This is a genomic window from Nocardia anaemiae NBRC 100462, from assembly GCF_001612725.1.
In the GTDB taxonomy this organism is placed as follows: domain Bacteria; phylum Actinomycetota; class Actinomycetes; order Mycobacteriales; family Mycobacteriaceae; genus Nocardia; species Nocardia anaemiae.
Genome location: NZ_BDAZ01000041.1, coordinates 70,113 through 83,601, shown reverse-complemented (window position 1 = coordinate 83,601; position 13,489 = coordinate 70,113). Strand labels below are relative to the sequence as shown.

At 65.2% G+C, this 13,489-nt stretch carries 18 protein-coding genes; 5 read left to right on the top strand and 13 right to left on the bottom strand.

What is annotated here, in order from left to right:
- Positions 1–121: 121 nt before the first annotated feature.
- The 6 genes from NA5_RS23455 to NA5_RS23435 form a co-directional block, all read right to left on the bottom strand.
- Positions 122–556 carry a CBS domain-containing protein gene (locus tag NA5_RS23455; RefSeq protein ID WP_062989603.1) on the bottom strand — a complete coding sequence of 145 codons (435 nt, stop codon included), beginning with the start codon at positions 554–556 and terminating at the stop codon, positions 122–124.
- Between the two features lie 84 nt (positions 557–640).
- Positions 641–841 carry a helix-turn-helix domain-containing protein gene (locus NA5_RS42385; protein WP_245672360.1) on the bottom strand — a complete coding sequence of 67 codons (201 nt, stop codon included), beginning with the start codon at positions 839–841 and terminating at the stop codon, positions 641–643.
- Positions 814–1,899, bottom strand: a complete 1,086-nt coding sequence (locus NA5_RS23450; RefSeq protein ID WP_245672359.1) for an RsbRD N-terminal domain-containing protein — start codon at positions 1,897–1,899, stop codon at positions 814–816. Before NA5_RS23450 ends, NA5_RS42385 begins: the two co-directional genes overlap by 28 nt.
- Positions 1,900–2,246: 347 nt before the next feature.
- Positions 2,247–2,441: a hypothetical protein gene (locus tag NA5_RS23445; RefSeq protein ID WP_062989601.1), complete on the bottom strand. Its 195-nt coding sequence runs from the start codon at positions 2,439–2,441 to the stop codon at positions 2,247–2,249.
- 193 nt (positions 2,442–2,634) lie between these two features.
- Positions 2,635–2,871 carry a hypothetical protein gene (locus NA5_RS23440; protein ID WP_062989599.1) on the bottom strand — a complete coding sequence of 79 codons (237 nt, stop codon included), beginning with the start codon at positions 2,869–2,871 and terminating at the stop codon, positions 2,635–2,637.
- Positions 2,872–3,074: 203 nt separating this feature from the next.
- A complete protein-coding gene (locus tag NA5_RS23435) occupies positions 3,075–3,872 on the bottom strand; it encodes an SAM-dependent methyltransferase (RefSeq protein WP_062989597.1) in 798 nt (265 codons plus the stop codon).
- A gap of 365 nt (positions 3,873–4,237) precedes the next feature.
- Here NA5_RS23435 and NA5_RS23430 point away from each other — a divergent pair, with 365 nt between their 5' ends.
- Both NA5_RS23430 and NA5_RS23425 read left to right on the top strand, forming a co-directional pair.
- A complete protein-coding gene (locus NA5_RS23430; protein ID WP_062989710.1) occupies positions 4,238–4,462 on the top strand; it encodes a DUF397 domain-containing protein in 225 nt (74 codons plus the stop codon).
- Between the two features lie 86 nt (positions 4,463–4,548).
- On the top strand, positions 4,549–5,436 hold the full coding sequence (locus NA5_RS23425) for a Sco1979 family transcriptional regulator (RefSeq protein WP_062989595.1): 888 nt from the start codon (positions 4,549–4,551) through the stop codon (positions 5,434–5,436).
- 6 nt (positions 5,437–5,442) lie between these two features.
- Here NA5_RS23425 and NA5_RS23420 read toward each other — a convergent pair whose 3' ends face one another.
- Both NA5_RS23420 and NA5_RS23415 read right to left on the bottom strand, forming a co-directional pair.
- The gene (locus NA5_RS23420; RefSeq protein WP_062989593.1) at positions 5,443–6,390 is read right to left on the bottom strand and encodes a carbohydrate kinase family protein; all 948 of its coding nucleotides are present in this window, start codon (positions 6,388–6,390) and stop codon (positions 5,443–5,445) included.
- On the bottom strand, positions 6,387–7,055 hold the full coding sequence (locus NA5_RS23415) for a class II aldolase/adducin family protein (RefSeq protein ID WP_062989591.1): 669 nt from the start codon (positions 7,053–7,055) through the stop codon (positions 6,387–6,389). Before NA5_RS23415 ends, NA5_RS23420 begins: the two co-directional genes overlap by 4 nt.
- A 54-nt stretch (positions 7,056–7,109) precedes the next feature.
- Here NA5_RS23415 and NA5_RS23410 point away from each other — a divergent pair, with 54 nt between their 5' ends.
- Positions 7,110–7,748, top strand: a complete 639-nt coding sequence (locus NA5_RS23410; protein WP_062989589.1) for a TetR/AcrR family transcriptional regulator — start codon at positions 7,110–7,112, stop codon at positions 7,746–7,748.
- Positions 7,749–7,801: 53 nt separating this feature from the next.
- Here the strand turns inward: NA5_RS23410 and NA5_RS23405 are convergent, their stop codons facing one another.
- The 5 genes from NA5_RS23405 to NA5_RS23385 all read right to left on the bottom strand — a co-directional run bounded on the left by NA5_RS23405 (position 7,802) and on the right by NA5_RS23385 (position 10,301).
- On the bottom strand, positions 7,802–8,110 hold the full coding sequence (locus tag NA5_RS23405; RefSeq protein WP_084484365.1) for a hypothetical protein: 309 nt from the start codon (positions 8,108–8,110) through the stop codon (positions 7,802–7,804).
- 230 nt (positions 8,111–8,340) lie between these two features.
- A complete protein-coding gene (locus NA5_RS23400; protein ID WP_062989587.1) occupies positions 8,341–8,643 on the bottom strand; it encodes a putative quinol monooxygenase in 303 nt (100 codons plus the stop codon).
- 32 nt (positions 8,644–8,675) lie between these two features.
- Positions 8,676–9,371 (bottom strand): SDR family oxidoreductase, encoded by a 696-nt coding sequence (locus tag NA5_RS23395; RefSeq protein ID WP_062989585.1) that lies wholly within the window; start codon positions 9,369–9,371, stop codon positions 8,676–8,678.
- Between the two features lie 49 nt (positions 9,372–9,420).
- Complete coding sequence (locus NA5_RS40565) at positions 9,421–9,921, bottom strand: DUF2599 domain-containing protein (RefSeq protein ID WP_062989583.1); 501 nt, start codon at positions 9,919–9,921, stop codon at positions 9,421–9,423.
- Between the two features lie 113 nt (positions 9,922–10,034).
- Complete coding sequence (locus NA5_RS23385) at positions 10,035–10,301, bottom strand: hypothetical protein (RefSeq protein ID WP_245672358.1); 267 nt, start codon at positions 10,299–10,301, stop codon at positions 10,035–10,037.
- Between the two features lie 353 nt (positions 10,302–10,654).
- On the opposite strand from NA5_RS23385, the gene NA5_RS23380 reads away from it, so the two are divergent.
- Positions 10,655–11,833 carry a lipase family protein gene (locus NA5_RS23380; RefSeq protein WP_062989581.1) on the top strand — a complete coding sequence of 393 codons (1,179 nt, stop codon included), beginning with the start codon at positions 10,655–10,657 and terminating at the stop codon, positions 11,831–11,833.
- A 205-nt stretch (positions 11,834–12,038) separates the two neighbouring features.
- A complete protein-coding gene (locus tag NA5_RS23375) occupies positions 12,039–13,457 on the top strand; it encodes a lipase family protein (protein ID WP_062989579.1) in 1,419 nt (472 codons plus the stop codon).
- Positions 13,458–13,489: the final 32 nt, after the last annotated feature.

The following is a 13,489-nucleotide window of genomic DNA, read 5'->3' as shown; positions in this document are numbered from 1 at the left end:
AACCGCGCTGGACGTCACCAACGATACGCACTTTCCCGGGCGACTTCGAAGATTTCTCGTAGCCAACGTCTTTCGACAAGTCGCAGCTACCGCAGGCCCTGTCGCGGATATCCGCGACAGTTCAGTACTGCCCCTGTACGTACTCGACCAGATGCTGGCGTTCGGTGGCCAGTTCGGAGATCGCGCTCTTGACCACATCGCCGATGCTGACGATGCCGACCAGGCGCCCGTCGTGGACCACGGGCAGGTGTCGGATGCGGTGCTCGGTCATGGTGCCGCGCAGTCCGTCGACCCGATCGTCGGGTGCGCAGGTGCGCACATCGACGGTCATGATCTCCGAGACCGGCGTATCGAGCAGCGCGGCGCCGCGCGCATGCAGACTGCGCACCACATCGCGCTCGGAGACGATCCCAGCGATCCGGTTGCCGTCCGGTGATACCACCACCGCCCCGATATTGTGTTCGGCGAGCGTGCCGAGCAGGGTCCGTACCGTGGTCTCGGGCGCGACGGTCGCCACGTCGCTGCCCTTCCTGTGCAAGATCTCCGCTATTCGCATAATCCACCATCCAGAGGTCGCGGCACTACCAGGATGACGCCTTTGTGATCTCGTGACCAGCACGAATCCGCATCAGGCTGCAATCTACAGCCGTCGGGCCACGCTGCGGTCCAGATCGCGCGCGAGCAGTGCGATAGCGGCCTGGGAGATGCCCGCCGAGGTGGCCAGATCGATCGAGGTCAGCTGGGCGACGCGGCGCAGTCGGTAATCGACCGTATTCGGGTGCACATAGAGCTGGCGCGCGGTGAGCTGGCGATTCATATCGTTGCCCAGGTAGGCGCGCATGGTGTCGAAGAGTTCGGGATGGGCGTCGAGCGGATCGAGAATGGTCGCGATGCGTCGGGTGGCGGGCCCGCCGCGGGTGAGCTGGTACTCCACGGCCAGGTCGGCATCTGGTACAGGCCCGGATTGCGTCCGCCGACCCGCACCAGATTGAGGAGTTCGTGGGCCTGTTCTGCGGCATCGGGTATCTGATCGGTCTCGCTGGTGACCAGCGTGGCGGTCAGCGCGACCTCGGCGGATTCGGTGAGCAGTCGCAGTGTTTCGGCTGTCAGGACCGGTGCATCGTCCTCGATCGGGACCAGTAGCGTGCCGCCCTTGGTGCTCAGCAGCGCGAGCACCCGGGATTCGAAGGCGGTGGCCAGTTCCGATTGCAGTCGGCGCAGCTTCCTGCGGGCCGCCACATGGCTGTCGACCCGCGGATCACCCTCGTCCGGATGTTCGGGAATCGATAGCGCGACCACCTGATACGAGTCGGCGATCGGGATGCCCGCCTGGCGGGCGAGTGCGGAACTACCCCGACCGCTCAGCAGCGCCGAGGCCAGCGTCTGGGTCGCGGTCTGATGTTCGCGTGCGACCAGATGCTGCTCCTCGACGTAGGCGTCCGAAACCGCCGCGGTGATCGCCTCCAGGAGTTCGAGCATGAGGTCGGTGGCGACCAGCAGTTCATCGATATCGTCGGCCTTGGCCCGCGCGGTGACCAGTCCGAACGCGATGCGCAGTCCCTCGTGGTAGGCGCGCAGGATGGTGCCGAGCGGCACCGCCTCGCGGGCCCATTGCGCCGCCGCCTCCCTGACCTCGCCGAGCTGTTCCTCGCCGGGAACCGCGCGCTTGTCGAACATTTCGGCCGCCAGTGCCAGGCAGCTGCGGGTCAGCTTGGTGACATCGCCGCGCAACTGCTCGCCGGGCAACGTGCGACACGGCGCCATACAGGTCGCGAAGTAACCGACCATGCGCGAGGCGACGCGGTCGGTATTGAGTAGGGGAATCGACGCGGGCTGGCCGCCGATCTCTAGGACAGGGTCCGTCGGGTCGACGGACAGATCCAGCGCGGAGAAGGTCATACGCGTCGCTCCAGTGCCACATCGGACGTGATAGATCTGCGCCCGAATCGTTACATCACTATACGAAATAGTTATGAACCACGGAAGGCTACGCGAAATCTATTGTGGCGCGGCCACATTGTGGATTGTCCACCTGTGGGCCATGTGCAGTGGTGGGAAGCTCGAGCGCCCGGTGCGGGTTGTCGAAAATCCGTGATCACCCGTCTTAACGCTGCGCTATCCGCCTCCGGCAGCTCGCCGAGTGTAGTGAAATGGCGGTCGAATTCGCTGTGGGCGACCACCATTCGACTACGTTCGACAAAACCCTGGGCCCGAGCTCGATGCGGCAGGAGCTATCTGCACCCGGCCTAGGCCGCGCCTTGCCGATTCCGCAGCTCTGGATCGGCAATCATTGCGCCGCTACGGATTTCGCGTTCGATCGCGATGGCGGCGTAGTGCTGGCCGCTGGCGCGCAGTTCAGCGATGCGGCGCTGCAATGCTTCGATGCCGTAGGCCGCGGCGATATCGGCGATCCCGAGTCGACCGGCCGCGCGTGGATTCATGCGAGTGCCCCCTGTGGCTCTGGCGCCGAGAGATCCCGATGGCGACAGCGGCACGGGCTCTCGGATGCGAAACTCCCTTGTCGCGCACGAGTTTAGAGTGGTGCGTCGTGCAGATGCAAGTGCATCCGCACGAACATCGCTGCGTGCGAAGCGATTTGGGAGCGGTCCCGGTGGAGCCGTTGGGGTCGTACTGTTACTCGTCGTCCAGTCCGGCCGAGAGGTAGGCCGCGGCAGCGAGCCACTGGCGGCACTGCGGACCGTGCACCTCGTGCAGGTGCAGGATCTCGCGGGCTTGCCGATAGGTGAGGCCGCGCGGTTCGACACCGCAGTCGAGCGGCGCGTACTCCGGCGCCGAGTATTGCCGCAGGGTGTCGATCCCGGATCCGCCGGCGATCGTGGCCCCGCGCGGAGTTCGGAATGGCGTACTCATCTCGACCGCCCCTCGCGTCTGCCGGATGGGGAGGTGGATGTGGTGACGCCGGCGCGAACTCCCTGCGTACCTCCCCGATTCTGGTTCCGAGTTTAGGCCGTCGGCACTTACAGATGCAAGTACATTTGCACGAACGACCAACAGAAATATGAACGGCGGCCGTCGACCGGTTGGCCGATGACCGCCGTTGTGTCGCTTGCGCTTTAAGGCTTGCGCGCGACCGCGCCGTAGGCGGAGATCGGCCGGATCTCGCCGACCTCGGCGGCATCGGTGCGCCACTGGGTGATCGAGACGAATCCGGGCTCGACCAAATCCAAACCGTCGAAGACGGCACGGATCTCGGCCTGGGGTCGGGGAACATAGGGTACGCCGCCGGTGCCGGTGTAGTTCTCGCACAGCGTCACGTACTCCTTGCTGTCGTCGGTGCCGTCCCACATGACCAGGAAGCTGCCTGAGGGCACCGCGGCCAGCACCGTGCGCACGATGCGCAGCAACTCGTCATAGGACTTGGCATGGCCGAGCACGCCCATGAACATCACGCCGATCGGCTCATTGAAATTGAGCACGTTGCGGGCGTCGGCGATGATCTGCTCCGGATCGTGGTAATCGCAATCGACATAAGTGGTTACGCCCTCGGGGGTCGTGCTGGTGAGCAGCGCTCGTGCCATGGTGAGGACCAGTGGATCGTTGTCGACGTAGACGACCTTCGACTCGGGCGCGACGCCCTGGGCGACCTCGTGGGTGTTCTGCATGGTCGGCAGGCCGGTGCCGATATCGAGGAACTGGCGGATGCCCTCCTCGCCCGCCAGATAACGCACCGCGCGAATGAGGAACTGGCGCGACTGCACTGCCATGGTGGTGATGTCCGGATCCACCTCGACACCGGCATCACCTGCGATCCGGTCGATTTCGTAATAGTCCTTGCCGCCCATCCAGTAGTTCCAGATGCGCGCGGAATGGGGGATGTCGGTCCGGATGAGCGGGGCTTGATTGTCGGACATGGGGCTGGACTCCTCGGCGAGCTGATAAACGGTGAACCGGACTGCTCAGGCGGCGGGTGTCGCGATTGGCTGGCACGGCCGATGTGCACTGTGACAGTACAAGATTCGCGTCGACTCGACCTGTGGGATCGAGGAGTCGATCGCGCATTTTCGGGCGCGTCGCACGCAGTCCGCGTACAGCACTCGCGTAACGCGTTGAACAGACGTCACGAACAGGACCGGCAGGTCTGAATCCTTTTGTGCCACAGGGGGGAGCTTCGTGATATCTTGCAGATGTTGGTGCAAATGCAAGAACGTTTGAGCGCACATCTGCAAAGCCGCTCGAGCGTACATCTCACACTGGAAGCAGCCGAGGAGTGGGGAAGATGTTCGACACCGGTACACCCAAGATCACAGGCGCGTGGCGCAAGAGCTCGTTCAGCGGTCCGTCGGGCGGTAACTGCGTCGAGGTCGCCGAGGCGTCGGATGGTTCGATCGCCGTTCGCAATTCACGCGACCCGGAAGGTGGCATCCTGTTCTACACTCGACCGGAGATCGACGCGTTCGTGCGCGGCGCGAAGGCCGGGGAGTTCGACGACCTGACTAGCTGAGCGGTAACATAGGCGATCGGTGCGGTGTGTTTCGACGTGGTGTTTGTGACACACTGTGGTCAAACCCGAGTATCGGAGATGACTTCATGATCGCAGAACCCGATGACGACGGTCGTGTGCAATCGGTTGTAGTGGAACGTGGTCCGACCGTATTGCGGATCGCACTGGGCGGGCAGTTGCGTGACCTCCGGGTGAAGAACGGCATCACCCGTGAGGCCGCAGGTGACGCCATCCGCGGTTCACACGCCAAGATCAGTCGTCTCGAGTTGGGGCGCACCGGTTTCAAGGAACGCGATATCCGCGACCTGCTGACCCTGTACGGCGTCACCGACGCCGAGGAGCGGGAGCGTTTCCTTGATCTGGCCAGGCAGGCGAACGAACCAGGCTGGTGGCATCGCTACAGCGATCTGCTGCCGTCCTGGTTCGGCACCTACCTCGGCCTGGAGCAGGCCGCGACCAAGATCCGTACCTACGAGGCGCATCTGGTGCCCGGGCTGCTGCAGACGCCCGAATATGCCAGGGCCGTAATGTCACTCGGGTACGAGGACGCCGATATGGACCGCCGCGTGCAGGTCCGCATCCGTCGGCAGGAGGTGCTGCGCCGGGCCGATCCGCCCATCGTCTGGGCGATCATCGATGAGGCCGCGCTGCATCGGCCGGTCGGTGGCTCGCGGGTGCACCGCGAGCAGATGGAGCACCTCATCGAGTTGGCGGAACTACCGAATGTCACGGTGCAGGTCCTGCCGTACTCGGCGGGTGAGCACGCGGCGGCGGGCAGTTCGTTCAGTATCTTGCGTTTCGCCGAGACCGAGCTGCCCGACATCGTCTATCTCGAACATCTGACCAGTGCGCTGTACCTGGATCGGAAACAGGATCTGGCGCTGTACCTCTCGGTCATGGACCGCCTGAGTGTGCAGGCCGAAGCGCCCGGCGAGTCGCTGAAGATCCTCGCCGAGTACGCCAAGAGGGCCTGAGTATCGCTATCGACCCGGCTCGTTCGGGTCGATAGTGCTTGTTTCGGCTGCGAACGCGTCCGCGGCGGCGAGATCGAAATCGCCGTGGTCACTGCCGAGTCCGCGGGCGACCAGTGCGGCGACCGCATTGCCGAGTACCGCGGCGGCACGCAGATTCCGGCCGAGTGCGACCGCCCGGATGAAACCGGCGGAGAAGGCGTCGCCGCAGCCGGTGGTGTCGACGACGTCGACGGCGAATGCGGGGATGCGCTGATGGTTGTCTGGGCCGACGAGTAGGGCGCCGTCGGCACCCCGGGTGATCGCCAGAACGCTTGCGCCCGCGTCTTTGAGCACTTCGCAGCCCGCCATCAGATCGGTGGTGCCGGTGAAGCCGAGCACCTGTTCGTCATTCGGAAGAAAGTAGTCGGTATGCGGAAGGACCTCGGCGATGGCGTCGAGGCTGCCCAACACGCCGGGCGCGATGAGATCGACCGAGGTGCTGACACCATTGTCCTTGGCGTGGCGCAGGATTCGCGCGGCATCGGCCGCGCCGATCAGCTCCGGACCGCCGAGGTGCAGATGGTCGGCGGCGGCCAATGCGGCCCAATCGATATCGTCGAGGGTGTAGAACGGGTTGGCGCCCAATAGATGCAGGCTGGGACGCTCGCCATTGGGACGGATCGGCAGCACCGACGAGGAGGTGGGCTGATCTTCCTTGCGCACCACCAGTTTCGTGTCGATGCCCGCCTTGGCGAGCAGCCCGAGCAAGATATCGCCGGAGGTATCCGCGCCGATCGCACCCGCGGTTCGTACGCTCGCGCCGAGTTTGGCCAGTGTCAGCGCGGTGCCCGCGGCCGTCCCCGCCGGGGTGATGCGAATGTCTTCGACCAGTGCGGTCTGCTGGCCTTCGGGTATGGCCGCGACGGGTCGGACTAAAATATCCAAAACATGTGCGCCCAAAGCGATTACGTTCATTCGGTGTCCTTCTCCAGCGGTTTGCGGGTGCCGTATCCGGTGCGCAGTGCCACCTCGACGACCGCGGCCTGCTGCTGTTCGGTGAGTTCGCGCGGCCTGCCGATCGTCATCGCGTCCAGATACAGCGCGCAGGCCCACTCCAGCAGCAGCGCGGATTCGACGGCTCGGTCCAGCGACGCGCCGACGGTGACCGCGCCGTGATTGGCCAGCAACGCAGACTGCCTGTCCCGCAACGCCGTTCGCACCGCACCCGCGAGTTCGACGGTGCCGAAGGGATGGAACGGGGCGACCCTCGTCGCACCGCCCAGCAGCAGCTGCTGGTAATGGATGACCGGCAGCTCGTCGAGCACACAGGCGATGGCCGTCGCCTTGGGTGCATGGGTGTGCACGACCGCCTGCGTGGTGTAGGTGCGATAGATATCGAGATGCAAACCCAATTCGGAGGTGGGTGCGTAGCGTCCCGCGACCACCTGGCCGGACAGATCGACCACCGTGACGTCCTCGGCGGTGACCTCCGCGAGCACCGCGCCGGTCGCCGTGATGGCGACCAGATCACCACAGCGCAGGCTCACATTGCCCGCGGTGCCGATCAGCAACCCGTGCGCGGCCAAGCGCTGACAGGCCGTCGCTACCTGGGCGCGTTCGCTTGGTGCGATGGTGGTCATCCGGATACTCTACCTAAACCTGAATATGATTCACATTACGTTCGGAGGTAATCCGTGCCGATCCGTGCACTGCCCGAGGCGAGCCTGCGCCGCGTGCCGATTCAGGCGCGCAGTCGGGAGCGGTTGGCGCGGGTGCTCGAGGTGGCCGATCGACTGATCGCCACGGAGGGCGTCGAGGCGCTGACCATGATCAGAGTGGCTGCGGAGGCACGCATTTCGGTGGGCTCGCTGTATCAGTACCTGCCGGATCGCGAGGCCGTCATCGAAACCCTCGCCGCGGCCTATATCGAGCAATTGGAGGCCAAGGCGGCCCTGCTGCTCGAACTCGCGCGCGGCCAGCGCTGGGACGATCCGATCGGCGTCCTGGTGGACGCGTTCGCCCAGGTCTACCGGGACGAGCCCGGCTTCCGCGCGCTGTGGTTCGGCAAGGATTTCAACGAGGCCGCACGGGCCGCCGATCGCGAGCACAAACGCCGGATGGCGGTGACGCTACGCGATGTCATGCTCGCCCAAGGCGCGGTGGCCGACATCGAAGGACTCGATATCGCCTGCCGCGCCGCCCATCTCATGGGCGATGCCGTCCTCCAGGAGGCGTTCCGATCTGATCCCGACGGCGATCCGAATCTGTTGCGCGAGGCCAAGGTCGCACTGCGGGCCTACACGGCACAGTGGGCATCGCCGACTGGGGCGTAACGCAATTCGGTTGCGCTGCTACATCATTGGACGCGGTGGTCGGTGTTTACCGATCACTGCTTGATGAAGCTGGAGGCGATGCGCCAGAACGTCGCTGGCTGCAGGTTCTCTAGATCCCAGTCGTCGGCCATCGCATGCGCGGTGGTGACGATCCGGTCGATATCGAAATCGTGTCGAGTGGCCGCACCGGTCGACTCGACGGCATCGATGACGAAAGCGACTGCGGTTTCTCGCGAGTACGCGGTACTGCGCTGTCCGCTTCGGGTCGACGGTGTGCTCATAGTTGTTATACCGTTCGCTGGCTGGTCGGCCAGTGCGGCTTCGGCGATCCCGAGCCGGCCGCCGTGAAGTGGTTGGTCCATTCGAACACCCCTTGCGTCTGGCGGCAGCAAACCTCTGGCGACATCGGCCCTTGGTTCACCCACGCGGCCTCCCCTGGTTGTCCCCTGTAATGCCTTGCGGGACTGAGTTTAGGTCGGTGTGCCTTTCATATGCAAGCACATCTGCACGATCGATTGTGCGTTCGCAGTTGGGTTTTCGCATCTGCTAATCATCCGCGAACCGGCGCGGATGCGTGGCGAATTCGGCGCGATCATTTCGCATTGACCACCACATCGGTGCTGTAGTGAACCTGAGTCCCTGGCTCCACATATCGGTCGGCCGCACAGCGCCAGGCCAGGAAATGCTCGGTGAAACGGTGCGCTTCTGCGGCCTCCTCATCGATATAGACCTGGTAGAGGAAAAACCGATGCGGATCTACGCGGTCGGCACACACATCGAATCGCAGGCAACCGGGTTCCTCGCGCACTGATGCGGCGGCACTGCGACTTACCACATCGAGGAATTCGCCACGGGATCCGGGTCGCAGCTTCAGGGAAGTGATACGGCTGAACACGGTTATGTTCTCCAATCTAGCGGCGAAAAATATCAATCGGTAAGGGCGGCACCGCCTTCGGCGACCGGCTGGCTACCAATTTCCGAGACCGCGCGCGTTACCGGAGTGTCACCCGCGACGAGCTCCAAGGTGGTGTGCGTGGCCTGTGACGCGGACAGAATTTCGGCGAGCACGGCGGCGACATCGGCACGGGCGACGCTGCCGTAGGGAAGTGGCGGCGTGCTCAGCAGGATCCGGTCGGTCGCGGCGGTATCGAGCAGGCGGCCGGGGCGCAGGATCGTCCAATCCAGATCGCGGGCGCGCAGATCGTCCTCGGCCTGGGTCTTGGCGTCGATATAGGCGGCCCAGACCTCATCGGTGCCGGGTGCGGGCGGCTTACCCGCGCCCATGGTGGAGATCTGCACGAACCGCCGGACCCCGGCCGCCTCGGCGGCATCGGCCAACAGCACCGAACCGTCCCTGTCCACCGTGTACTTGCGGGCCGCCCCACTGCCCGCACCGGCGCCCGCGGCGAAAACCAAGGCGTCGGAGCCTTTTACGACGGCGGCGAGCTCGGCCACCGTGCTGTGCTCGAGATCGAAGACGACCGGCCGTGCGCCGGTGGCCGCGACCTCGTCCGCATGGTCGGCATTGCGGATGAGGCTATCGACCTCGTCGCCGCGCCCAGCGAGTATTCCGCCGAGCAGTAGGGCGATCTTCCCGTGTCCGCCTGCGATGACGACGCGCATGTGGGTCCTTTCGGGGCCGTAGCGATTGCGTGCAGATCGCTCGAAATGGTCAGCGTTCGGGTCCTCCGGGGTTACACGACGCCTGCACGGTGGCCTGATAGCCGACCGCCGGACGCCAGGGTTCCAGATTCCAGCTCTCCTTGTCGGGCTGCACCATGCGCGCCCAGACCCAGTGACACACGAACTGGTCACGCATTCCGGGCGAATCCGCGTCAGGGGAGTCAGTGAGTACTTCCTGCCAGGCCCGTTCCTCGGTATTCGGAAAGGTCTCGCGCCGCCCGGCCGCGGTGGGGTACACCAGCAGGCGTGGGCCGTCGATGCTCTCGGTCCAGGTGGTGTGGTCGATGAGCGGCATACCGGCGTAGGGATCGACGCTCGGTGGTGCGGCAAGGGGCGTGGTGGTTACGCGTGCGGCCGTAGTCGTCGGCGTAGTCGTCGGCGCGGCCGACGGTGTCTCGTCGGCGCCGCACGCCGCGACAGCCGGGACCAGCGCGCCGCAGCACAGCAGCACGGCACCCCATTGTGCCGGTCCGGTAGTCCGTTGGGTCAACGTCGATCCTCCCGCATGGTGTCCACCATCCGAGAGTAGTCATCGCGCGGCGGCACAACAGCCATACCGCCGAAGGCCGCCCAGCGGTTACGGCAGCGGTGCCACGGCCGCCGTCAGTGCCACAGCGAGCGGCAAGGCAGTCGGCGCAGTTCTGGACGCACCTTGCTGTCGACCGTCACGGTGAGCCCGGCGTTGACCGCGGCCGAGGTGAATTCCCAGGCCTCGGTCCGGGTGGCGGCGTACTCGAGCACGAGTGCGTCCTCGGGGGTCGGGCCGTCGAAGTAGACGGTGACCCGGCGCGTCGGTGGATCCTGGAGATCCGTCGGATACACCGAGTTTCGCACGGTGGAGTCCGTTCCAGTTTTTACAGTGCCGTCCATGCCACCGTCTCCTTCCGACCCGGCTATCCGTGTCGATAGGTGTGACGGTAAGTCACGCGCCATGGTGGAGAACATGGTCCGGCCGATCGGCTGGACATGTCACAGGCACGACACCTCGCGATCGGAGACAGTCACGAAGGCGCCCGGCCATCGACCACTGTCTTGCACGGCGAGAGTTGTGATTTCTCAAAACATTTCGCTTGCCCTTTGCCTCCTCGACAAGCACGGTCGACTATGTTCGCAACGTTGGACCAAACTCTCCCGGAGGCAATACGTCGATGAGACCGGCCCTACGTAGACCGATTCGCGGACTCCGCGCCCTGATTCGAACGACCGGCAAACAGTCGCTGGCCATGGCGATCGGTCTGCTGATGGTGCTGACGGCGGCAGCAGGCGTCGCCCACACCACACCTCTGTATCCCACCCCTGATCCCGACCCCTTCTACGCGACCCCGCCCGATCTGGCGGGTATGAAACCCGGTGATGTGATCGCGACGCGGATGATGCCGCCGCTGGCGATCTTCCCGGATACCACCGTGACCGTCGTGCGCTTCCGCTCCACCAGCTCCGAAGGCCAGCCGATCGCGGCGACCACCACGGTGCTCACCCCGAAGGCGCACGCCCCCGACGGCCCCTTGCTCTCCTACCAGCACATCATCAACGGCCTCGGCGCCGAGTGCTCGGTATCGCGGGTGCTCTACACCGGCGATCCGAACCTCATCGTCCGGGAGGCGCCGGGCTGGAATGTGTTGCTCTCGCGCGGCTGGAGCGTCGCGCTGCCGGATCACCTCGGACCGAATTTCGCCTACGGCGCCGCCAAATTGGGCGGCATGATCACCCTCGACGGCATCCGTGCGGTGCGGCAGGTGGCCGAATTGCAGGTGCGCAATAGTCCGGTATCGATGGTCGGGTACTCCGGCGGCGGCATGGCGACCGCATGGGCGGCCGCGCTCGCGCCCGAGTACGCGCCGGACCTGGAGATCGCCGGGGCCGCGATGGGCGGTGTGCCGATGAATCTGGTGACCATGCTGGAGACCCTCGGCCTGAATTCGCATCCGGTTTTCGGGCTCGCGCTGGCTGCCGGACTCGGGCTGGAGCGGGAGTATCCGGACCGCTTCCCGCTCAGCGACCAACTCAACGAGCGCGGCCTCAACGCACGGGCCGCGATCGCCAACAGCTGCACCAATGACATCCTGGCCACGGGTGCGGGGCGCGGGGCGCTGGACTTCGCCAAGTCGACCTCGATGATCAACGATGCCACCGCACGCGCGGTGGTCGAGGAGAACAGCCTCGAACTCTACGACGGCGTGCCGAAAACGCCGATCTTCGAATGGCATTCGCCGATCGATGGACTCATTCCCGTCGATGCGGTGGTGAACACCGATAAGCGCTGGTGTGCTGCCGGGGCGCGGGTGCAGTCCGAGCAGATCCCGGTACCCGACCATCTCACCGCCGCGGTCCTGGGCATTCCGGCGGCGCTGACTTGGTTGGACGCGCGATTCCGAGGGGAGGTCGCGCCGAGCAACTGTTGACCCGCATTGCCGGACAAGCGGATTCGGCTCGGATTATTGCGATTCGGCGACGTGACACACACAACTCGGGCACGGCGGGGTCTCCGGACGAGTCGCCTCGGTTAGCCTGACTTCCTGGCCTCGGCACTCAGGGGCATTTCGGGGGGCGAAGGCACCATAAACCCGGGCGCCAGGGAACCCGACTTCCACCCTGGGGCGTGTGTTGATGAGCTGCCTGCGTGTCATTGTTTTCGCGCTGTTACTGGTGTGTCCGGTCGCGATGGGGGAGGCGGCGGCCGAACCGCCGCCCGCACCGGCCCCGCCCCCGATTCCCGGTCTGCCCGCATTGCCGATTCCGACCGATGCCGCTTCGATACTTCCGGATCTGCAGCAGTGGATCGATAGCGTCATCCCGCCGCCACCGATCGCTGCCGGGCCGCATCTTTCCGGTCCGATGCAGGAGGCCACCACCCTGTCCCCGGCCTTGGTCGCCCTGCGTCAGGCCTCGGCGCCGAGCGCCATCGGCGACCCGATCTTCGACGCCTGGCCCGCCGATCTGGACGATTACGCGCCGGGTGAGCTCGTCGAGGTGCGCGATGTCAGCGCCACGGCCGCGCCGTTGGTGCTGGTGCCGATGCGGCAGGCGCTGCTGCTGAAATACCGCACCACCGATTCGCAGGGCGCGGCCTCGTATGCCACCGCCACATTGATCATTCCGGCAACCGCATGGCCCGGTCCGGGTAGCAGGCCGGTGGTTGTGAACAACCTGCCGATCGATGCGCTCGGCCGGGACTGCACGCCGAGCTACACCTTCTCGCACGGCTGGTCACGCAATACCAGTATCACCGACTTCCTGCCGCCCACAACGCAATTGGCGGCATTGCGCGGATACGCGGTGCTGATTCCGGACCACGAGGGGCCGTGGATGGCCTACGCGGAGCCCTACGTCGCCGGACATGCCGTGCTCGATGCCATTCGCGCGGTGCGCGGCCTGCGCCCCGACGAATTCGGCGACAGCCGGTTCGGTATGACCGGCTATTCCGGCGGCGCCATCGCCACCAAGGGTGCGGTGAAGCTGATCGACAGCTACGCGCCGGAGTTGGCCGGATCGATCGTCGGCGCCGCGCTCGGCGGTGTGCCCGCCGACTACGAAATCCTCGGGCGCAGCATGAACGGCAACCTCGCCTCGGGTGTGTTCCTGGCCGCGACCTTCGGCGTCGGCCGGGAGCGTCCGGCGATCCTGGCAAGTATGAACAATCTGGCGCAGTGGGCGGCGACCTCACCGCTGAAAGATCTGTGCGGCAGCGTTTTCGGTGCGGTCGGGTTGCTGATGCTGCCGATCGATATCGCCGCCAAGATTCCGGATCCGCTGCACTCCGAGGTCGCCACCGAGATCTACGACGTGACGCGCATGGCGGACATGAAGTCCGCGACACCGCTCTACATCTACAACGGCGAGCAGGAATTCTGGATTCCGGCCGAGGGTGCGCGCAACCTCTACCAGGAGCAGTGTGATCTCGGGGTCTCGGCGATGTATCGCAGCGTCCTCGGTGAACACATCATCGCCGGGGGACTCGGCTATCCGGAGGCGATGGTCTGGCTGGATCAGCGCCTTCAGGGCGTGCCCGCGCCCGATGAATGCTGAGGAACTTATGGCGATCAGCTATTAGTGTTGCA

Excerpts from the sequence above, each read along its gene's own strand:
- NA5_RS23455 (WP_062989603.1), bottom strand. The coding sequence starts at position 556 with ATGCGAATAGCGGAGATCTTGCACAGGAAGGGCAGCGACGTGGCGACC.
- NA5_RS42385 (WP_245672360.1), bottom strand. The coding sequence starts at position 841 with ATGCGCGCCTACCTGGGCAACGATATGAATCGCCAGCTCACCGCGCGC.
- NA5_RS23450 (WP_245672359.1), bottom strand. The coding sequence starts at position 1,899 with ATGACCTTCTCCGCGCTGGATCTGTCCGTCGACCCGACGGACCCTGTC.
- NA5_RS23445 (WP_062989601.1), bottom strand. The coding sequence starts at position 2,441 with ATGAATCCACGCGCGGCCGGTCGACTCGGGATCGCCGATATCGCCGCG.
- NA5_RS23440 (WP_062989599.1), bottom strand. The coding sequence starts at position 2,871 with ATGAGTACGCCATTCCGAACTCCGCGCGGGGCCACGATCGCCGGCGGA.
- NA5_RS23435 (WP_062989597.1), bottom strand. The coding sequence starts at position 3,872 with ATGTCCGACAATCAAGCCCCGCTCATCCGGACCGACATCCCCCATTCC.
- NA5_RS23430 (WP_062989710.1), top strand. The coding sequence starts at position 4,238 with ATGTTCGACACCGGTACACCCAAGATCACAGGCGCGTGGCGCAAGAGC.
- NA5_RS23425 (WP_062989595.1), top strand. The coding sequence starts at position 4,549 with ATGATCGCAGAACCCGATGACGACGGTCGTGTGCAATCGGTTGTAGTG.
- NA5_RS23420 (WP_062989593.1), bottom strand. The coding sequence starts at position 6,390 with ATGAACGTAATCGCTTTGGGCGCACATGTTTTGGATATTTTAGTCCGA.
- NA5_RS23415 (WP_062989591.1), bottom strand. The coding sequence starts at position 7,055 with ATGACCACCATCGCACCAAGCGAACGCGCCCAGGTAGCGACGGCCTGT.
- NA5_RS23405 (WP_084484365.1), bottom strand. The coding sequence starts at position 8,110 with ATGGACCAACCACTTCACGGCGGCCGGCTCGGGATCGCCGAAGCCGCA.
- NA5_RS23395 (WP_062989585.1), bottom strand. The coding sequence starts at position 9,371 with ATGCGCGTCGTCATCGCAGGCGGACACGGGAAGATCGCCCTACTGCTC.
- NA5_RS23385 (WP_245672358.1), bottom strand. The coding sequence starts at position 10,301 with ATGGACGGCACTGTAAAAACTGGAACGGACTCCACCGTGCGAAACTCG.
- NA5_RS23380 (WP_062989581.1), top strand. The coding sequence starts at position 10,655 with ATGGCGATCGGTCTGCTGATGGTGCTGACGGCGGCAGCAGGCGTCGCC.
- NA5_RS23375 (WP_062989579.1), top strand. The coding sequence starts at position 12,039 with ATGAGCTGCCTGCGTGTCATTGTTTTCGCGCTGTTACTGGTGTGTCCG.